Genomic DNA, 20,109 nt, shown 5'->3' with positions numbered 1-20,109 from the left:
AATGGGCAAAGCCGTTAAGAAAGAGCAAATCGTTTCTCCGCTCCATCAATATAAGAGCCGGTTTCAGACAATCATCAATGCTGCCAGCGTTTTCGAAGATCACGAGAGCCAAAGCCAGAAGCTCTTATATGTGGCTCTGGAACGGCTTTTTGCTTTTGGCGAGGACATTCGCCATGACACACAGTTATTCGAAAATTTCCTAGAGGACCGCAACAAGCCGCTCAACAAGGTTACGCGAGAAAACCCCTACAACGCGCTTGTCGAGCTGACTTTCTCGAAAAGCACCAGCAAGAGTTGGCGCAGCGAAATCAGTAGCGTTTTGAGGTATGCGGCAGAAACGAAAGTCACTGAGCCAATGCCGACATGGCTAGAGGAAGGCAAGGGCATTTCTGGGCGATACGGGGAAGCGGTCGATTACTTCGGACGTAAAGCAACTCAAAAAAACCAAAGGCTCCGGTCGTCTCAGCTCGATATGATATCCGCAGAGTTGACCAAGGCGCGCGTTGTTGCCGCTCCGCTTCCTGGAGTGACGCTTGCCGATGGATTTCACCGTTCCTTGCTGTTTTCCGAAGGTGGTCAGACTTTTCTTGTCCACGTCCGTGATAAGGACGATCCGAAGACCATAGACAAGTATCTACTGGAAGCCGTTGGGAGCAGAACGCCGGAGGATCATCCCCTTGCCACTCGCCCCCTCTATCCGCTGTACCGCGCAATCGATCTGATCGCTGGCACGTGCAAACCGTCAAATTCAAGCCAACATCAAGTGATCGTTATATGGAACGAAATGGCGGACGGGGTGCCAGTCACGAAACTGCGCTTTCTGTCGGATGCCTACAGCTTCACGAATGCCACTGTGACGCTGGCACACTCTCTCGCCGAGCTAGACGGTAAGGGGCAATATGCCTTTGAACTTCAAGACGCGGAGACTTTCCGACAACGCTTCGAACACGATTACCAGTGGCGCATTTTGGTAGACGATAAAGGTATCTCGGTTGTCGATGACGCGAAGTCGCAATCCCGGCTGACGCTTCGACCGATTGCGGGTTACCTTGGTAAGAAACTGCGACAGGGCGCTAAGCTCGGATTGAGAACACGTCATTTCCAGGCGACGTGTATCGGCATGAAGGCTTCTGCCAGCAATCTTGAAATGGCGACCGCCTTGTTCAAAAGGGACAATGGGGCGCAGCTTACAGCCGATCCGACACCGAAACGCATTCAGTGGCTGTCGGACGGGGCAATGCCGGAAGTCGGTTTTACCAGCGCAAAAGGCTATTCCGGGCTCAGTTATCCTTTTCTCAAGTTCACCGCGCCGACCGCTGCAATTGACCCGCAGATGGAACTTTCATTGGCCGACATTGCCGCATTCTGGAAAACAGCTTCTACTTATGGCGAGGATCTGACCGGTTATATCGCTGAAAGCGACGTAGCAGATGCAGCATTTTGCATCGATCACCCCTTTAAGGATGGCGACCGGTTCGAGTATGTTTCTCCGATGGTTCTCGGCGTTTCGATGGCCCGCACGCAGGTTTGCGAGGATTTTATCGCCGCGCCTGCACCCCCTCCTCCTCCGGCGCCCCCATCGGGTTCGAAACCGTCAACCTCGCCTGGAACGCGCTCGCGGAACCATGCGCGGATCGAAAAGAATAGGCGGAAAAGAACAACATTCCCGGCTGCACCATGCTCCAGCGGACGGGCTTTCGGTGCCTTTATCACCAGCTATCTGCCTGATGACGCCGCCCATAGAGAAGATCGGAAGTTCGATTTCGAATGGCAACTGGAGTGGTGGCGTCGCATGACGGACATTCCGGTTCATGTCGCTGCGTCCAACTGGACTGACGAGGAAATTGCAACCAGCAAAGAACTTGGTCTGCTTTCGGAGCATGGCGGCGGCATCATACGCCAGCCCGGTCAATCGATTGCCCGCAATCGCAATCTTTGCCTGTCACGGCTTTATAAGAGTGATTTCGATTGGGGCATTGTCATGGACGACGACGCCGTGCTGATGCAGGGAGAAAACCATAACAGCAGTTATCGTCTGTTCACTGAAATGGCAGCGAACGGAAAGTCTGCTTATGACGGGGTTGACCTGTTCCAACCAATCTTTGGTAGACAAACAAGCTTTAACAAAAAATACAGCGCAATTGACGCACCCTATGCGGACAATCATGTGTTCAAGAAAAGTACGAACCTCAAGGGAACGATGATCGTTGTTCGCAATTTCGCGCAGGAGGGGCGCGATCCGTTGTTTCTTCCCGAAGAATTCGAGTTTGTTGGTGAAGATACCTATCTGACCTTACAAGCCATTTCTAAAGGTTATGCGCCAATGACCTGCTGGAATATCATTCTCGATGAACTCGGCGGCGAAAGCCATTTCGCGATGACGGATACCAAAAGAATTGAGCAAATGCGTGAAGGACACCACAAGCTTGTTGAGGTCTTCGGCCAGGATGGCTTACGCATGAACAGTGATGGTTCGCACAAGCTGGATAAGAGCGATTTCATCGGCAAGTTTTGGGGTGATAAATTGCAGACGGTCACAGTGGCAAAACGCGCAGAAAAAGTTCGCTGAGCAAACTTTTCGTTCCCGGTAAGCTCAGTTAGCATTTGCTGCGTTGGACACACGGCAGCTTCGAAACTTCCAAATCGCGCTGTCTGAGACGAATTTTACAGTCTTCCCCACATCTATGATGGTGTTGGCGAACTTGTTCGGCTGATAAGCCGGATAGGCCTCGACCTTCATGGGTTCATCACGGTCGTTGATACAATTGAACTGAATGTTCTTTAACGGAAACTGATCGCGGTTGGTCACGTAAAAATCAGTCCTGCTGTCCTTGACGTTCCGTTTGAAGCGCAGCTCAAGCTTGAATGGCAATGGCGCGACGAACGTTGCGTCTTTCGGCCAGCATTCCATGAGGTTCGGATCGCTGCGGTAGCGTTTGAAATCGGTGGGTGTCGCCACAAGTGTCGTCTTGCCGTATCCCGTATCAAGCTGCGCCAGCCGTCCAAACCCGCCGCTGAGCAGCTTGACGACCGGCTCTCCGTTATCGTGAAAGATGCGGCAAGCTATATTAGCGGAGATCATTGGGTCTTTGCCTACATTCGTGATGCGGACGGCGCCGGTCACCTGACCGTTGTTGCGCGATATCTCTACGCTGATCGGCACGTTTTCAGTGAGCTTGTACGTAGGCAGATCAAGCGCCCAAAAACGGAAGGTGGTTCCGAGAACATAGGAAAGCCCAATGAGCCCGACGACCATCAGCCATGAATATTCGCCGAGACCCGCCCACGCGGTCACGCGGATTGCAACGACGCCGCTGGCAGCTAACGCCAGGAGGATCACGATATAGAACGAGCCGAACATGTGAGAGAACGAGCCGCCGCCTGCCCAGGTGGAAAGAACGACCAGAGCGAAAACAATCAGATGAAGCATGCTTCACCTCACAGCAAATCGACGGCGGCTTTCATCATGTCGTCCCGCACATCGATATAGCGTTGAGTGGTGGTGAGATTCCGGTGACCGGCGAGCGTCATGATGACCTTCGGACTGACCCCGGAATGCGCAAGCCGGGTGATGAACCAGCGGCGACCGCTATGCGAGGTCGCCCCCTCAAGCCCGGCCAGCTTGTAAATCTGTCCCATCAACTGGCAGAGCGTGTTTGCAGAAAATGGCGTACGTTTCTGTGTAAGGAGCAACGGCGCGTCAGCATCCCCGTTTTCGGGCCGATCCATGCTGAAACGCTCGATCTCGTGGCGCAGGCGTTCATTCAAAAAGACCGTCCGAGCATGGCCGCCTTTGGTGATTTCAGCCCGAAGCCGCAATTGCTCCCGAACCTTAGATTCACCGTCGAAGACATCGCGCGTGGTTAACGCCGCAATCTCACCTACACGCAAGCCAGCGAGATGGGAGAGCATCAACGTCAGCCTATTGCGCCCGGCATGTTTCATCTGTGCGACTACAGCCAGCACCCGTTTAAATTCTGGTTCCGTTAAAACCCGAGCTTGCTTCACCTAAACCTCATGAAAAGCGGCGTTTCCATGCCATTCGTTATGTTGCCGATGACACGGAAGGGCGAGCAGAGATTTTGCGGAGGAAATTGCTCTACGGGCGCAGCAGGTTAGTGTTCAAGAGAGCCAGAACCTAAGAAAATGCGTATTTTGTTAGGTTTTCATTTCCGCTCATCTCACAGCTTTTGATGCCCTGCTGGCATACCAATGACGTAGAACAATGCGATCCAAAACCGATATCAGAAGAAAGATTGAGGCTCCAAGTAAAGCAAGGAGCATTACTGCGGCGAAAAGTCGTGGTGTTTTCAGCTTTTGCTGGGCCTCAAGCAAGCGGAACGCGAGACCAGCATTTTCTCCAGCCGTCCCAACCGTGAATTCAGCGACCACTGCTCCCACAAGCGCCAGTCCACCGCCAATCTTCAATCCAGCAAAAAAGCTAGGAAGAGCAGAGGGCACCTGCAGGAGCACCAGCATTTTCCACTTGGAGGCCGTGTAAACACTTACCGTATCTGCCAAATCACGGTCAACGCTCTTAAGACCTTGTAGCGTATTCACCATTATCGGGAAAAACGTCACCAAAAACGCACACTGTAGCTGAGCGATCTGCGGATTAGGCGCGTAAATAAGAATCAGCGGAGCTACCGCGACTATCGGCGTCACTTGAAGAATAACCGTGATCGGGGCAATGAGCATTTCGAGCAGGCGGGATTGCGCGGTGAGAACAGCTACGCATACTCCCCCTACGACAGCTAGGAACAAGCCAAACAGCGTTGTTTGGGTGGTGACCCATAGCGCAGGCCCCAATACTGACCAGTCATTTACGATTGCTTCAACCACGGACTTTGGATTGGGCAGTATGTAAGGGGGGATTTGCGCTAGTAGTACAATTCCTGACCATGAACCCACCACCACGGCTATTCCAGCGATGGCAGCGATAAAGCGGCGTAGGTAGTTAGATACGGACCAAACTGTAGAGCCAAATACGAGATGATTGGTTTTCACTATAATACCCGATTATCGCACCATTCGGAACCCATACTGCGTGAAGATATCGTAAACCTTGCGATTCAAAGACGCAAAATGTCACAAAATGTGTGCCTTGTTAGCTTTAAATCTTTGCGTACCGTTGCCATCAACTCATAGAAGCAAGCAAGTGCCTATATAAATGAAAGCGGATTTATAGCAGCCATTGCCAAATCAACCTAAACTAGTAATGTTGTGTTTGGGGGGGGTACAATGGCAATCAAAAATCTTCCACTCAGTTCGCTTGAGGTTAATCGTGCCAACGACCGACACGGTGAGCTCGAAAACGAGACTGCTGCTATCGCTTGGCTCTTCAAGGAGCGAGAGCAGCACATGCTTAACCTTGCAAAGGATATCGTCGATCGGGGCGAGATCTACGAGTTTCCACTTGTTTCGCCCAATGCCAATAAGTTCATCGTTTTCGACGGCAACCGCAGGGTCACTTGTCTAAAGCTGCTCGATGATCCACGTCGTGCTCCAACGATTGAATTGCAGGCTTTTTTTCGGGAGCAGCGAACCCGTTGGAACGATTCATTCCCCGACAGTTTCCAATGTCAAGTTGAAGCCGATCGGGACAGAATCGACGAGATTCTTTACCGGCGGCATACCGGCACCCAGAACGGTGTTGGCCAGAGTACGTGGGACGACCGAATGAAGGCGACCTTTGTCGCGCGAACTGGCAAGGGAAGCGGACCCAGCGTCGCTGACGAGATTGAGAAGTGCTTAGCCGATGCCCACCTTTTGCCATCTCGCAAAAAGATTCCTCGTTCCACACTTAACCGCCTGCTTTCGGCAGAATCGTTCCGCGCACGAGTCGGCATCAGCATGAAGGGCGGCCGATTTAACTTCACACATGACAAGGCGATATCCATTAACGCGCTCGCCAGAATCGCGAGCGATCTCGCTAGCCGCGAAGTCGTTCTAGGCCATATCTGGGACGTAGACGGAAAAGAGCGATATCTTAACAAGCTAGAAAGCGAAGGCGTTCTTCCCGGCCCGACCCACGCCCTTGAAACAGATGACGATGCGAAGGTCTCGTCAAAGACAACTAAACTGAAGCCGACCGCTAAGGCCACCCCGACAGTCCGTACGACGCTAATTCCGCACAAGGATTTCGTCTTCAACTGGCCTGGCCGCCTTCAACGTCATCATCAGATTTGGGAAGAGCTGCAGTTTCATCTTGATCTGAGAAAGCACGCTAACGCAGTTTCTGTGCTGCTGCGCGTTCTTATCGAACTCGCTCTAGAGAACTACGTAAGAGAGGCCGGCGTCTCAGTCCACGACAACGACAAGCTCGCGGCCCGACTTGAAAAAGCGGGGCTACATCTTCTGGCAGCAGGCAAAATCGACGGCAAGCAGATGGACGTGATTCGCAAATTCAAACAAGGCGACAAGCTGATCTCTGCGGACACACTAAACAGATACGTCCACTCGCCTAACTTTGCGCCATCGCCGGAACATCTCATGTCGATGTGGGACAGTCTGGCAGATGTGATAGTGTTGTTCCTCAAGGCTTAGCTATGCTTTCTTCCACTTTGCTGTTTCCTGCGTGATTTTTTCGGTGGCATTAAAGAGTACTTAGGCGCGCGCGCTCTTTCGGGCGAACGCGCCTGCTCTAAATCTTGGTGAAAACCGGTTCTCAAACTCTGAATAAAGCATGTCGTAAAGGCCATTGAGTTGCTTCACGACCTTCCTCATTACGCGGTTGAACTCTTTTTGGAGTTCAACGAGACCCTCACGGAAGAGCCTTTCAACGGGTAGCGCACGACCATTCGGCCCGCGCGCGCCGTTGTAACGATGTTCGAACAGTGCTCCGATTCGGAACATCTCGTCATCAGAACTAAATTCTCGTTCATGCCCATGATGGAACCTACGGTTTCGTTCCTTCCGCAACAGTCCTTGATCCTCGATCATTTTCTCAAGATGTCTTAGGACAGATTTCGGGACAGGCTGCTTTTTAAGGTTTTGCAGCGTGCACGCTTGAGACGAAAGCCCGCATTCCATGACCTCGTTGACCAAGATTGTCGCGCAGTCCATCACCGAAATATAGCGCGCCAGAAAAACATCAGCCGATATGGTTAACCACTCGTAGCGGGAGACAGGGAATTCCTTGAAGTTCTTCGGCATTTTCGTCGGCCATATCATTCCGCCGACCATGTTCAAAGATTCGACCCGTCGCGTAAGCATCGACAGAACGTAGTAAACGTCATAGGCATATTTACAGTCTGGGTGTTTCGACAGCTCTTCGTAACTATCGAAGTGCAAGGACACGATCGAAAGATCGTATATGCGTCCAACAAACTCGTGATTGTCCGACGACAGAATGTATCGCTTGAGGTACCGGGCGGCCACGCGCTTAGTCTCCAATAGTTCCAGTCTGCCAAATCTCAAAGGTAATTCAGAGTCGTAGATCCGTAGGAAAGTTTGCTTTTCGGTTTAACCGTCAACTCGACAGCATGAAATGTCACAATGTGTGCATTTCCTCAAGCTCAATGTACCTGTCCGAATGTGTGGTGACAGCCTTCGTAAACGCAAGTTAAACCTATTTGCGCGAGAGTTCGAGCCTGTCTAAACGTGCGAGTAGAGCGAATTTATGATTGACCAATCTCACAGTGCAAATGAATTCGATGGGGTAGTGGACTATTTGGCCATCTATGGTTTGCACAAAAAACAAGATGTTTTCCTGCAATTCGCCGGCCGAACCACGATATTTATTGCAGACAACGGATCGGGTAAGACAACCGCGCTCTTCATTCTCCAACTGATTCTACGCAAGCAGTTCAGCCAAATCAGTAAATTTGAATACGAGCGGATTGAGGTCAAATTCAGCGGTCTTGAGCCAGTCGCTTTCGGACCTGCCGATTTCGAAAAAAGCAGAAATGCTTCAATGCTTCGTTCATGGCTTCATAGGGGAAATATTACGCCAAGCGAAATTTTTCAGTTGGCGAAACAAGTTAGGCATTTACCCTACACACATTTGCGAGAAGAAACTTTGTTCACTTCGGTAGCACGACGTCTGAGGGTGCCAAGTAAAGTTTTCTACGACAGATTGATAAGATTTGATTATAGCCCTGACGGTGAGCCAGACCTTGTAGATCAAATGGAAAACTCACCAATATTACAGCTGCGATCGCACCTTGAAAATAATCTAAACGCGTCAGTGCTATATTTACCTACTTATAGACGTGTTGAGCAAGACATGCAGCAGGATATTGATGAGGACGATGACAACGACGACGACGGTATCAACATTCACTTCGGTATGAGTGACGTTAAAAAAAAGATCGATCGAGTAACAAGCCAAATTCGCGATCATTCGATCATGTCATATGGACAGATCAGTGGGCAGATGCTTGGCCAGTTGGCGGAAGATCGGGGCCTAACGAGCGAAATGATCGACAGGTTGACGGATCGTGGAAGCGTGGAGCTCGTGCTCGCAAGAGTGGGCGAGAACGTTACTTCCCACCAGCGCGACTTGATATTAGACGCGATGGATAGCGGGTCACTGTTGGAAAACAGGCATTTGTCGTTCTTCCTCTCTCGTTTAATCGAGGAATATGATCAAGTCCGCGAGCTTGATAAGGCGCTGTTGAGGTATGCGAGCGTCTGCAATGGTTATCTAATCAACAAAAAAATGCGATACGACAGTCTGAATGCAACGCTCGGCTTGTTCGAAGAAATAACCGGCGACAGGATCGATCTTGAACATCTTTCTTCCGGAGAGAAACAAATTCTCGGAGTGATGGCAGAGCTATATCTGGGCGACGCTGGTTCATACGCGGTAATATTTGATGAACCCGAGTTGTCTCTTTCTGTTGAGTGGCAAAGGAAAATTCTTGTAGATGTGGCGGCCTCTGAAAGATGCAGGCTCTTAGTCGCGGCAACTCATTCACCGTTCGTTTTTGAGAATGATCTTGACCCCTTTGCAAGGGCATTGGACGTCCGCTTCAGGCCAGTCAAGAGTTTTGTGGAATAATAATGTCGATCACGCCAGAAACCCTTCGTCGGAACCGAAAGTCATATGCCGTAATTTTGCAGGGGATAATCAGAGAATTCAAAAGGGATGAAGATCTGTTCTTTTTTCTTGTTGAAGGGAAAGACGCTCCGTATTATCGCCCCCGGATTAACGGAAATATACCTAACTCAGGCAACAAAATCGAATTTAAAAATTGCGACGGAAAGATAAACGTCAAAAACTTGGCGGATGCTATTCGCGCGAATTCCTCTCTGGTCCGTCTTCAATATTTTCTTTTTCTGGACAGGGATTATGAGGATGATCTTGTCCAAATCCAGTACAGAGACGCGTTTGTAACGAATGGATACTCAATTGAGAACTATTACACTACTGCTGCGGCCACGTCGGCAGCAGTGCGGTCACTATTTTTTGCAGATGCCGTGCATACTGAGGATGACGAGACTTCAGTGAACGAAATTATCGAAGCATTCATCATTTTACAGGCGAACGTCCATAAAGAAGTGGCCCTGTTTAATTATTGGGCCTGGGCGCAGCGACATAGCTCTCGAAACGGAAAATTGGATTTAGATAAGTTCTCCCTGAAGGACTTCATTGAGTTGCATTTTGAAACTGCCACGGCGAGGTCGATCTACGACTTGGCAACTCTTAACACGTTGGCACCTGATCGAAAACCAGTAACCTCCGAAGAGATCGAGGCAGCGGCCAACTGGTTCTCTACACGAAACACTCAATTACATTTTCGAGGAAAACAAGAAGCCGAGCTTCTAGTTTTATTCTTGCAATGGCTCGCTGAACGAGCTCAAAAATCGGAGGCCCCGTTTAAAGCAAAAAGGAAATGTTCCGCAAGATTGTCGAAGAAGGAAATAATTGCTGAACTATCACCTTACGCAGATACACCTCCAAACTTAGTATCCTTTATTGATCAAAGGAAAGCGCATTTCGCTTCGGTCCGTGCCTGAAGCGGCATTAGAGCTTTAAATCAGCTCTTGCTAAATGCAACTAGGACTGCCGCTTTAGAATATGGAAGCTTAGCGGCATCCTTCGCCAATTGAAAATCTGTCTTTTGATTAATCGAATGCCTTTCCTCACTTCGCATCAGACGAAAACCTTGCGAGGAGTCTAAAAAAAAGCAGACTGAAGGGGATCGCACATCTGAAGCTCTTGCGACAATGCAACGGCTTAGCGCATTCTTAGCGCACTGCAAAATCTAGCCATTGAAAATCATATACTTACAACTAAAGTCTTCCAATCCGATTCCAAAGGTCACAGGTTCGAATCCTGTCGGGTGCGCCATTCCCCCCCCAATATCAAGTGTCCTTGGTACTCAGGTCACCCTCGCTCGATATACGGCCCTTGAGCGTCAGCTAAAAAATTGGCACGCGATGCTGCCGAAGGATGTTTTTCTTTGGTGAGGTAAGAAAGTTCCCGTGGCGACGACGCCGGAGCGACGATGCCAAGTCTCATTTCCTTCCAGAATTTAGCGCGCGAGAAAATAAATGATCACTAATTCAGCAAGTGCGATGATTTTGTATGCAAAATAACTAAACATCAATAATTGTTATTTATCAAAACTGTTATCCTTCATCCCCATTTGGCCGAATGCAGAAATTTTTGCTCCCGCCAGAAATAGAGGTCTAAGTGAGCATTTTTGGTAATCTAAAGATAAGCACTCGCGTTGTCCTTGTTGCCGCAATCCCTGCGATTGCGCTTGTTGGTGCTGCTGTTCAAGATAGTATACTGCGTCTGGGAAATGCTTCAGCCGCCAAGTCTGTTTCGGAGATAGCATCCATGGCGCCCGTTATTGGCGCCACCATTCATGAAATTCAGAAGGAGCGAGGCGCATCTGCAGGCTTTGTAGGTGCAAAAGGCATCGGCGAATTTGGTCCGCTTCTGGAAAAGCAGAGACTTGCCGCAGACGCAGCCATCGCAAAGTTCAAGGCTCTTCATCTCACCTCCAGCGACAATGTCGGAGGGCCTGCCCTCAAGGAACTTGCGCTTGTTGCGGAGGGGAAACTTGATCGGCTCAAGACCATGCGCGACGATGTGACGGCGCTCAAAGCGACTGTACCAGAGCTTGCTGCCTATTTCGCGGATACGATTGGCAGCATCATCAAATTGATCGAGTCCATGAGTTCGCTGACGACCGACAGCAATATCTCAAACCGGATTGTCGCCTATTCCGCTTTGCTGCAGGGCAAGGAACGTGCGGGCCAGGAGCGTACGGCTGGCACGGCGGCTTTTGCTTCTGGCAGGTTTCAGGCCGAGAGCTATCAGCAATTCATCAAATTTGGCGCCATGCAGAACGTCTATTTCGCAGACTTCAACAGCTATGCGGGCGCAGACGGACGCGCCGCTTTGCAGGCTGCTCTGACGAGCGACGCCGGAAAACTGGTTGAACGCCAGCGTGAGGTTGCACTTAAAAGTCCGTTTGGCGGAGATATTGCCAGCGTTTCGGCAGAGGACTGGTACAAGGCTTCCACCAATCGCATCAACGCCCTCAAGACGGTAGAAGATCAGACCGGGCTTGAGCTCGAGGAATATGCGTCCGCCTCAGCAGCGACACAGCAGAAAGAATTGCTGGTTTCCATTCTCATCTCGCTTGGTGTGCTGTTTGTCGTTGCAATTCTGGCGACGATCGTTACCCGCTCCATCACGCGCCCGGTAACGCGCATCGTCCAGACAATGCGCGAACTTGCGAACGGCAACGCCGACGCACAGCTGGATGCGGTACCCGATCGCAGTGAAATTGGCGACATGGTCAAGTGCGTTGCCGTCTTCCGAGAAAATGCCCGGGACCGCATCCGCCTTGAAGCCGAAGCCGAGGCAAACCGCTCGATGTCCGAGCGCGAGCGTCTGGCACAGCAGAAGCGCCAGGCGGAAGAAGCCTCAGAGGTGCAGTTCGCAGTCGATACGCTTGCGCTGGGCCTTGGAGCAATGGCGAACGGCAAGTTGAACTATCGCATCGACGAGGCATTCGCAGCACGGCTCGATAAGATCCGCGTCGACTTCAATGGCGCTATCGAGCGGCTGGAAGGGGCCATTGTCGATGTCAGCGGCAATGCGCAAGCCATCTCCGCCGGATCCAAGCAGATCCGGGCTGCGGCAGACGACCTTGCCAAACGCACCGAGCAACAGGCGGCATCCGTTGAGGAAACAGCCGCCGCGCTTGAGCAGATCACCACGACTGTTGCCGACACCAGCCGCCGTGCCGAGGAAGCCGGCCACCTGGTGACTGCGACACGCAAGAACGCGGAACATTCCGGCATGGTGGTGAGCAACGCCATCAATGCGATGAATGCCATCGAGGCATCGTCGAACGAAATATCGACCATTATCGGCGTGATTGACGAGATCGCGTTCCAGACCAACCTGCTTGCACTGAACGCCGGTGTTGAAGCAGCGAGGGCGGGCGATGCCGGCAAGGGCTTTGCGGTGGTAGCGCAAGAGGTTCGCGAGCTTGCCCAAAGGTCGGCGAGCGCAGCAAAGGATATCAAGACACTCATCGCAAAGTCTGGCGAACACGTCAAAAACGGTGTGGGCCTTGTTGGGGAAACGGGCACAGCCCTTGGACAAATCGTCGAGCAGGTCAAGGAAATCAGCGTCAACGTCCTGTCCATCGTAGAGGCGTCGCGCGAGCAGTCCACGGGTATCAAGGAAATCAACCAGGCGGTTGCCCAGATGGATCAGGGAACCCAACAGAATGCAGCCATGGTCGAGGAGTCTACCGCCGCAAGCCATTCGCTTGCCCAGGAAGCGGAAGCCTTGTTCATGCTTGTCGGAAAATTCGAAACGGATGCCGAAATCCATGGTCGCGCAGACGGTAAGAAATCCCATGCACGTCAGCTCATGAACCGGGTTTCATCGTCCTTTTCGAACCGGGCAGCCTGAGTATCCGCAGCATTCGTAACCTGAACTGAACTTGCCCCGGGGTTTCGATCCCGGGGCTTTCTGCTTTCAGGCGACCTTGTTTGCTAAAAGCCGTCTCACAATGGAATCCGGCCAAATCCCTTGACCAGTATTGGTCCTGTCGGTCTGCCGGTTGGAGATCCGCCCGCCTGTTCGAGGGTAATCTCATAAAGCTGATCGTTTTTCGGGGCCGGTAGTGCTGGCGTTGCCAATCTGGCGGAGCGTCTGTTGTCGAGGAGGCCGAGCGAAATCGGGCCCATGTCCCGGTTGGGCAAGGTCCAGACCTGCAAGGTCTTGCCTTCAGGCACCGCAAAATCCGCGAGCAGTCTGATCGTGGCCTCCCGGTCGCTGAAGTCTTCGACAACAGCCTGAGGCTGACCGGCATCGTTGAGCAAGATCGCGACGACCACGGGATCGACCTGCCTCGTCAGCGACCATCCGAGACCCACGGCAAACAACAGCGAAGCCGCCAATGACGCGGCAGCCGTGCGTTTCCAGAAGGACAGATGGTTATCGTTTGACGCTGGCCGGGGGTCTCGCTTGCCCTGCGCCCTCGACGGCGTGCTCTCCAGCTCCGCATTGATGCGGGTCCAGAGGCTTGCGCTGGGTACTTCCTCCTCGATGGAGATATCGAGGGGCAGGAACCGCTCGCGGCTGGCCGCAATGGCCGATCGAAGGGCGGTATTCTCATCGAGTTGCTGCTCGACACGCGACATCTCGTCGTCGTCGAGGAGGCCTAGAACATATTCGTCGGCGATGCGGGCGATATCTTGCGTCATCAGCGTCATGCCATGCACTCCCGCAACGATGAAAGGCCGCGCCTTATCCAGGACTTCGTCGTGCCAAGTGGGATTTTAAGCCGTCCGGCGATTTCGCCATGGGTATAGCCGCCGACATAGGCCATGAGAATGCCTTTGCGTCTGGTTTCATCCAGCGTCGACAGGCAGTCGCGCAGCTTGCTGTCCTGATCAAGCCTGTGCCAGGACGCCATGATGTGCTCCACATGCTGCGCTTCCTGCAATGCCTCCAGATGGTCACCCGTCACAAGATCCTCACGCTTGCCATCCCGCAGCATGTTGAGCGCCCGGTTGCGAACGATGGCGTAGATCCAGCCGCGTGCCGAGCCACGGTCCGGTGCATATTGATGGGCATTCTTCCAAATGCGGATGAACGCTTCCTGCACCACCTCTTCAGCAAGATCGCGCCGGCGGACAATGCGTTGCGCCACCGCAATGAGCCGCCCCGCCTCCTTGTCGAAAATCAGCCGCAAGCCGTTTCGATCACCTTTCGCACAGGCGCGAAGCGCCGCGCCAAAATCATCCGCTTGTGTCTGCACGACGTCCAAAGGCGTCTCTCCCGCTGCTTATATTCATAACGTCATACACTGGAAAACATGCGATGGATGCAAATCAAAAAAAATTTGGCAGGCTGCATCCAAACGCCCCACCCCGTGTGTCTACCTCTTGAGAGCGTTGAACAGCCATTGCTGGCCGCCTCTTGGAAAACGAGATCAACACGGGAGAAAGATATGACTATCATTCGCACAGCATCGATTGCTTCTGCCCTGCTTGCCGCAACCGCAACCTATGCCGCAGCAGCACCGGTTCTGGGACTGACCGGCGACAAGACACTCGTCATGTTCGATACCGAAAAGCCAGCCGTGACGAAGAGCATGGATGTGACCGGCGTTGACAAGCTGGTCGGCATTGATTTTCGCCCCGGCAACAAGACAGTTGTCGGCGTGACACCTGACAACACCATTGTTTCCATCAATCTGGAGACCGGCGCGGCAACGGAAGTTGCCAAAATGGACAAGCCGCTGACCATGACGCAGGCGCCCGTCATCGTTGATTTCAACCCCATGGCAGACCGCCTGCGCTACATGACAGGCACCACCAATCACCGCGTTCACCCAGACACGGGCGCTGTGACGGTCGATGGTACGCTGGCCTATGAAGACGGAGACATGCACAAGGGCGAAACGCCGAATGTCGTTGCCGCCGCCTATACCAATTCCTATGGCAAGCCTGAAAAGACCGCGATGTACAACATCGACGCGACCACCGGCGCATTGGTGCAGCAGACCAAGCCAAACGACGGCACGTTGAAGTCCATTGGCAAGCTTGGCATCGAAGGCAAGCCAGCCACCTATGCCTTCGATATCCAGACCACAGCCGATGGCAAGAACACGGCATGGCTGGCCGCCGGCAAGATGCTCTACACAGTCAATCTTGAAACGGGCAAGGCGACCAGCGCAGGCGAAATAACCGGGACTGAAAACCCGATCCGTTCGATCGCCGTGCTGTCGATGTAAGATGTCTTGAAGCAAACACAGGCCGGTTGCCGATCAACCGGCCTGCTCCTCATCACTTGCCGTCATTGGCAATCTTGGCTTCCAGCGTTTTTGCAATGGCTTTCAAGTTGCGCTTTTTCCCCGCGATCTTTTCCATTGCCGCGATCGCCAGATCGCTCGCAACGTAATCGGACTTGTGTCCCAGATTATGGACGACGATCAACTCGGCACCTCGTATGTCGCGCGCCAGATGACGGGAATGAATTTCGGTGGAAACAACCTCGTCGGCATCTCCGGCAATGATCACGGTCGGCGCCTTGATGTGGCGAAACTCGCCTGAGGCGGTCTTTGCCCAGGCATTCAGCCCACCCACTTCCTGGGCATTATGGCGGAAAGCGACGGGCCGCAGCGCCTGGTATGCCTTGGTTTTTGCAATGTAATCGGCAGGGCGGGGATTTGGCGCAAAGACGGATTTCACTGCCCCATCGATTGCGATGGCCCCTGCCGCTGGCGCAATGATGGCGCTGAAAAGCAGACCGGCCACGGGTACGCGGGCTGCGTCATAATACCATGAAACGCCGCCGGGCCATGGATAGAGCGCAGGCGAAAGGAAGACCAGTCCCTCGACCATGTCCGGATGGCGCACTGCAAAGGCTGCTGTGATGGCGCCGCCAAAGGAATGGCCGACAATGATTGCCTTGCGAATGCCGCGCTTTTTCATGAGCGTTGCGATGGCGTCTGCCTGTGCATCCGGCAGCACATTCGCTTTGGGCCCTATGTCAGATCGGCCGTGTCCTGGACGATCAACGAAAAGCAGTGTCGCCTTGCCTTCCAGCTTTTCGCAAAACGCATACATGGGGTCATAGAGGCTGGTGCTCGCGCCGTGGATGAAAACGACGGGTGGAAGTGCCGCGCCCTTGGGCGCAGGCAACAATACGCTGTTGAGCGAATAGCCGCCCACATCTACCCTCGCCTCCCCTGAAGCCCTGGGGGATTCATCTTTCTGCGAGGCCATGGCACTCCCTGCCAATAGGATTCCGAAACAAACGCTGAAGACGGCAATGATATGGGATGCCATGACAATCCTGGATTTCTGCAACGAAAGGCCCTTGCCACGCAAGGGCCGGAACGGGAACATCAGATACTGTGGTATAAGATCTGGACGGCGAGGTTTGAGGGCATCAACGCGCAAGACGCCCGCCAAATTTTTCGGTGATCCAGTGGCCGGCACATGCGGAAACCGCTGACAGGAGTGAGCCCCAGATCAGATCCGCAACCGTCAACGTTGTCGACCAGCTTGCAAGCGTTGCCTGGTTTGTCAGGTCATAGGTCGCATAGGCAACAAAGCCCATGAAGGCGCCGTAGATAAAGGATGTGCCGTACTTGGCCGTCACCAGGCCCGGGCGGACGGCAAAGAAGGTCAGCCCGGCTGCAAAGATGAGGTAGAACAGGACTGCGGGTACTGGCCTGAAGTCTTTTGCGAGCATGTCGCCCAGTGCCGGTCGGTAAAGAACGTCTGCCATGACGCTCAGCCATACGAAATCTATGGCGACAAACACGATAAGTGTCGAGATGTAGGCGACAGCACGTTTTTTCATGTCAGGTCCAGTCTATTTGATTCAGTTGATACGCGACCAGTTGACGCCCTTGCACAATATTCCTGCCAGAACGCAGCCCTTCGTCGTCATGGTGTCGCCGTTGACGGAAACGGACAGTTTGTAGGTCAGATCCCGCTGTGGATCGAACGCGGTACCGGAATATTGCCCGTCAGAGGTCGGCTTTATGCTCATGACCAGACGGTCGCCGGTCTTTTCCTTCGGGGTGCCCGGCTTGATCCAGGTATTGGTGGCGCAGATGTCCGAGCCGCATGGGGCAATCTGAACCTTTGCGTTGCCATCGCCCCGCGCCCACTGGCCGTTGATGTCGGCTGCGGATGCGGCACCGCCAGACAATACTGCAATGCATAAAGCGTATTTCAATGCTGTATTCATGGTCATCTCCTCCGGTGGAAATTCTTGCTCACGGGCATTGAAGACTAGAACGACCCAAAGGTTTCAACGGATCACAAATAATCGTCCCTCCAGTTTTTTTTCGCAGGCAGGAAACCGTTTCATGGCCCGCGCCGTACTCCATCACATGTTGCAATGTCTCGAGGGTGGAAATGCTTGCGATGAATTATGGGTTACTTGCGCTGGTGGCAGTCGGCCTCAGTCTTGCAATGACGTTTGCCTGGGCCGTCCAGAGAAAAACCGGCGCCAGCGGCTGGATCGACACCATCTGGTCCTTCGCCATCGGAATTGGCGGCCTTGTCGCTATTTTCTTCGCTGAAGGAGCTTTCGAGCGGCGGGTTGCCGCTTTCCTGATCGTCGCCATATGGGCAATCCGGCTGGGCAGCCATATCGGTTCGCGCACCAAAGGCGGTGGGGAAGATCCCCGTTACGCCAAGCTGGTAGAAGACTGGGGCAGCAAGGCAAGTGTGCGCCTGTTCGTTTTCCTCCAGATTCAGGCCTTGTGCGGCTTCGTACTGGTCCTGGCGGTTTATGTTGCCGCTTCCAACACGGCAGAATTCCCCACTGCGCTCGATATTGTCGGCATTCTTGTTGCCCTGATTGCACTGGGCGGAGAAGCCCTCTCGGACCGCCAGCTTGCAGCCTTTCGCAAGAAGCCGGAGGCGAAGACGGAAGTGTGCGAGGAAGGCCTGTGGCGATATTCGCGCCACCCCAATTACTTCTTCGAATGGCTTTTCTGGTGCGCCTGGCCTCTGCTTGCTCTGACCGGCCCCTCTGCATGGAGCTGGGCCTCCCTGCTGGCACCCGCGCTGATGTACTGGCTGTTGGTGCACGCGTCAGGGATTCCACCCCTTGAAGAACATATGATGCGGTCACGCGGCGAAAAATTCCGCTCGCTCCAGCGGCGTGTGAATGCGTTTTTCCCCGGACCTAGAAAAGAGGAGGCATAAGATGAACATGCTGGCTTTTGCGATCAATGCCGCCGAAAAGGCGCCGCTTTCCGACGCTCTGACCCTGACCGGCATAAATTTCCTGTGCAACCGGACTAAGCGCAGGCTGGAGAAAGTGCCCTTCGATGAGGAGTTGAACTTCGCCCGCGATATGGCGACGTTCCCCGTGGCGACGCATACCGATGAGGCCAACCGACAGCACTATGAAGTGCCTGCGGAGTTCTTTGCGCTAGTGCTGGGTCCGCAACGAAAATACTCATCCTGCTTCTACCCAAGCGCAACCACCACACTTGCCGATGCCGAGACAGCCGCTCTGGCGGAAACGGTAAAACATGCCGATGTGCAGGATGGGATGGATATTCTGGAACTGGGTTGCGGCTGGGGTTCGCTGTCGCTCTACCTCGCGCGTCAATTCCCCAATGCGCGTATCACCTCTGTCTCGAACTCCTCATCACAGCGCGCCTATATTCTTGCGCAGGCCGCGCGCAACGACATCACCAACCTGACCGTCGTTACCGCCGACATGAATGATTTTGCGCCTGACGGCACCTATGACCGCATCGTTTCCGTTGAAATGTTCGAGCACATGTCCAACTGGCGAGCACTGTTTGAGCGAACACGCGGCTGGCTGAAGCAGGATGGCAAATTGTTCATCCACGTTTTCAATCACAAGGACCGCTCCTACCGCTTCGACCAGAACAACCCCGCCGACTGGATTGCCCATCATTTCTTCACCGGCGGCATCATGCCTGCGCTGGACCTGCCCCACCGCTTCGAGGACATCTACAATGTCGAGGCGGAATGGCGCTGGTCGGGCGACCACTACCGGCGCACCGCCATGGACTGGCTCGCCAATTTCGACAGGGAGGAGGCGCGCATTACTCCCATTCTACAGCAGGTCTATGGCAAGGATGCTAATCTGTGGAGGCGGCGCTGGCGGCTGTTCTTCCTCGCAACCGCAGGCCTGTTCGGTCATGACAAGGGTGCGGTTTGGGGCGTTGGCCACTATCTGCTCGCTCCGGTTCAAGCGTAAGCGCGATGGAAACGAAAGCGGCAGCACACGATCCTCTGACAGCGGCGACCCTGACGATCGCCTGGGTCATCATCGCCAACAAGCCATTTTATCCATTGACGATATGGTGGTTTGTCGGGAGCGGGGTGGCGGCAGCGTCGATCAGCATCATCTCGATGCTGTTCTTCCTGGCCATACCTTTGATCGCGAAAAGGTCTTCGCTTGCCGCAAGGATATCCCTCCCTGTGATCGGCACGATCGACACGGTGTTCGAAACCAAGCTTTTCGGCACCGCTTCAGGAACCGAGCTTTTCTTCTGCGCCTGCATCATGCTGGTGGCTGTCTCATTCCGCGCGCATGAAAGACTGTGGCAGATCGGCATGACCGGCTTCGTCTTTGTCGGCTTCCTGTTCACCCGCTATCTCCTGGGCGACGCCTTGCATCTATGGAATGCGGAAGACCTTACAAAGCTGCTGAACATCAATGCCTTTGCCGTGGCGTGCCTTACGGCCTTCATCGCCTTGCGCTATGCAGGCCTCAATCGGCAGGATCATTCTTCGGGAACTAGGCCGTCATAAACCTCGAGCAAGGCCGCAGAGATTGCAGCGCCGAGGCTGTTTGCTGCGCTTCTGATCTCTTCCTCGTTTCCCTCGCGGGAAGCGATGGCAAGGTCGGAGCCTTCTGCGGCGATGATCGCCTTGGCGCGTTCGATTGCCCACAGGCCAAAGTCGCCACGATTGTCGATCGATACCGTTTCCATTCCAGAACCTTTCCTTGACGCCGACCCTCTCGACGCCGGGCCGATATAGGGTGAGTGGTCGCTTCCTGTCAAAACTTGATCCTTTCCGAGCTGTCGGCTACCACCTGGTAAGGCCGCGGGCGGGATCAATGCTGCGCTTTTGGCGTTATATTAAAAAATTTCGACAAAAAAGCCC

General features: G+C 53.5%; 19 protein-coding genes. 9 read left to right on the top strand and 10 right to left on the bottom strand.

All coding sequences use genetic code 11. The features are described from left to right. The first annotated feature begins 1 nt into the window (after window position 1). The gene (locus tag ASF69_RS02370) at window positions 2-2,569 is read left to right on the top strand and encodes a hypothetical protein (RefSeq protein WP_062584946.1); all 2,568 of its coding nucleotides are present in this window, start codon (window positions 2-4) and stop codon (window positions 2,567-2,569) included. Window positions 2,570-2,593: 24 nt separating this feature from the next. Here ASF69_RS02370 and ASF69_RS02365 read toward each other — a convergent pair whose 3' ends face one another. From ASF69_RS02365 to ASF69_RS02355, 3 genes are all read right to left on the bottom strand, one after another. Next, window positions 2,594-3,430 carry a hypothetical protein gene (locus ASF69_RS02365; RefSeq protein WP_062584944.1) on the bottom strand — a complete coding sequence of 279 codons (837 nt, stop codon included), beginning with the start codon at window positions 3,428-3,430 and terminating at the stop codon, window positions 2,594-2,596. 8 nt (window positions 3,431-3,438) lie between these two features. Beyond that, window positions 3,439-4,008 carry a site-specific integrase gene (locus ASF69_RS02360; RefSeq protein WP_062584942.1) on the bottom strand — a complete coding sequence of 190 codons (570 nt, stop codon included), beginning with the start codon at window positions 4,006-4,008 and terminating at the stop codon, window positions 3,439-3,441. Between the two features lie 168 nt (window positions 4,009-4,176). Further along, on the bottom strand, window positions 4,177-5,007 hold the full coding sequence (locus ASF69_RS02355; protein ID WP_162238060.1) for an ABC transporter permease: 831 nt from the start codon (window positions 5,005-5,007) through the stop codon (window positions 4,177-4,179). A 234-nt stretch (window positions 5,008-5,241) separates the two neighbouring features. Here ASF69_RS02355 and ASF69_RS02350 point away from each other — a divergent pair, with 234 nt between their 5' ends. Then, on the top strand, window positions 5,242-6,546 hold the full coding sequence (locus ASF69_RS02350) for a hypothetical protein (RefSeq protein WP_062584939.1): 1,305 nt from the start codon (window positions 5,242-5,244) through the stop codon (window positions 6,544-6,546). A gap of 60 nt (window positions 6,547-6,606) precedes the next feature. On the opposite strand, the gene ASF69_RS02345 is transcribed toward ASF69_RS02350, so the two are convergent. Next, the gene (locus ASF69_RS02345; RefSeq protein WP_244475368.1) at window positions 6,607-7,380 is read right to left on the bottom strand and encodes a Cthe_2314 family HEPN domain-containing protein; all 774 of its coding nucleotides are present in this window, start codon (window positions 7,378-7,380) and stop codon (window positions 6,607-6,609) included. Window positions 7,381-7,621: 241 nt separating this feature from the next. On the opposite strand from ASF69_RS02345, the gene ASF69_RS02340 reads away from it, so the two are divergent. The 3 genes from ASF69_RS02340 (at window position 7,622) to ASF69_RS23720 (ending at window position 12,892) form a co-directional block, all read left to right on the top strand. Further along, complete coding sequence (locus ASF69_RS02340) at window positions 7,622-9,004, top strand: AAA family ATPase (RefSeq protein WP_062584935.1); 1,383 nt, start codon at window positions 7,622-7,624, stop codon at window positions 9,002-9,004. A 2-nt stretch (window positions 9,005-9,006) separates the two neighbouring features. Then, window positions 9,007-9,963, top strand: coding sequence for a DUF4435 domain-containing protein (locus ASF69_RS02335; RefSeq protein WP_062584933.1), 957 nt, complete (start codon window positions 9,007-9,009; stop codon window positions 9,961-9,963). An 829-nt stretch (window positions 9,964-10,792) separates the two neighbouring features. After that, complete coding sequence (locus ASF69_RS23720) at window positions 10,793-12,892, top strand: methyl-accepting chemotaxis protein (protein ID WP_082469618.1); 2,100 nt, start codon at window positions 10,793-10,795, stop codon at window positions 12,890-12,892. A gap of 95 nt (window positions 12,893-12,987) precedes the next feature. Here ASF69_RS23720 and ASF69_RS02325 read toward each other — a convergent pair whose 3' ends face one another. Beyond that, a complete protein-coding gene (locus ASF69_RS02325) occupies window positions 12,988-13,698 on the bottom strand; it encodes an anti-sigma factor (protein ID WP_062584929.1) in 711 nt (236 codons plus the stop codon). Continuing rightward, entirely contained in the window at window positions 13,695-14,246 is a 552-nt protein-coding gene (locus ASF69_RS02320; protein WP_062585606.1) for a sigma-70 family RNA polymerase sigma factor, read from the bottom strand. Before ASF69_RS02320 ends, ASF69_RS02325 begins: the two co-directional genes overlap by 4 nt. Window positions 14,247-14,438: 192 nt before the next feature. On the opposite strand from ASF69_RS02320, the gene ASF69_RS02315 reads away from it, so the two are divergent. Then, complete coding sequence (locus ASF69_RS02315; protein WP_062584927.1) at window positions 14,439-15,224, top strand: DUF4394 domain-containing protein; 786 nt, start codon at window positions 14,439-14,441, stop codon at window positions 15,222-15,224. 52 nt (window positions 15,225-15,276) lie between these two features. Here the strand turns inward: ASF69_RS02315 and ASF69_RS02310 are convergent, their stop codons facing one another. From ASF69_RS02310 to ASF69_RS02300, 3 genes are all read right to left on the bottom strand, one after another. Next, window positions 15,277-16,218: an alpha/beta hydrolase gene (locus ASF69_RS02310; protein WP_244475367.1), complete on the bottom strand. Its 942-nt coding sequence runs from the start codon at window positions 16,216-16,218 to the stop codon at window positions 15,277-15,279. A gap of 166 nt (window positions 16,219-16,384) precedes the next feature. Then, window positions 16,385-16,801, bottom strand: coding sequence for a DUF2177 family protein (locus tag ASF69_RS02305; RefSeq protein WP_062584925.1), 417 nt, complete (start codon window positions 16,799-16,801; stop codon window positions 16,385-16,387). Between the two features lie 21 nt (window positions 16,802-16,822). Then, window positions 16,823-17,194, bottom strand: a complete 372-nt coding sequence (locus tag ASF69_RS02300) for a DUF2147 domain-containing protein (RefSeq protein WP_112964269.1) — start codon at window positions 17,192-17,194, stop codon at window positions 16,823-16,825. Window positions 17,195-17,373: 179 nt separating this feature from the next. Between ASF69_RS02300 and ASF69_RS02295 the strand changes: the two genes are divergently transcribed. The 3 genes from ASF69_RS02295 to ASF69_RS02285 are packed head-to-tail and all read left to right on the top strand — an operon-like array spanning window position 17,374 to window position 19,752. Next, window positions 17,374-18,162: a DUF1295 domain-containing protein gene (locus tag ASF69_RS02295; RefSeq protein ID WP_062584923.1), complete on the top strand. Its 789-nt coding sequence runs from the start codon at window positions 17,374-17,376 to the stop codon at window positions 18,160-18,162. Window position 18,163: 1 nt separating this feature from the next. Then, window positions 18,164-19,195, top strand: a complete 1,032-nt coding sequence (locus ASF69_RS02290) for a cyclopropane-fatty-acyl-phospholipid synthase family protein (protein ID WP_062584921.1) — start codon at window positions 18,164-18,166, stop codon at window positions 19,193-19,195. 5 nt (window positions 19,196-19,200) lie between these two features. Next, window positions 19,201-19,752: a hypothetical protein gene (locus tag ASF69_RS02285; RefSeq protein WP_062584919.1), complete on the top strand. Its 552-nt coding sequence runs from the start codon at window positions 19,201-19,203 to the stop codon at window positions 19,750-19,752. Here the strand turns inward: ASF69_RS02285 and ASF69_RS02280 are convergent. Next, window positions 19,725-19,934, bottom strand: coding sequence for a hypothetical protein (locus ASF69_RS02280; protein WP_062584917.1), 210 nt, complete (start codon window positions 19,932-19,934; stop codon window positions 19,725-19,727). The two genes, ASF69_RS02285 and ASF69_RS02280, sit on opposite strands and share 28 nt — an antisense overlap. Between the last annotated feature and the right edge of the window lie 175 nt (window positions 19,935-20,109).

Source organism: Rhizobium sp. Leaf311 (assembly GCF_001423445.1).
GTDB lineage: Bacteria > Pseudomonadota > Alphaproteobacteria > Rhizobiales > Rhizobiaceae > Agrobacterium.
This window is presented reverse-complemented; position numbering and strand designations above follow the sequence as displayed.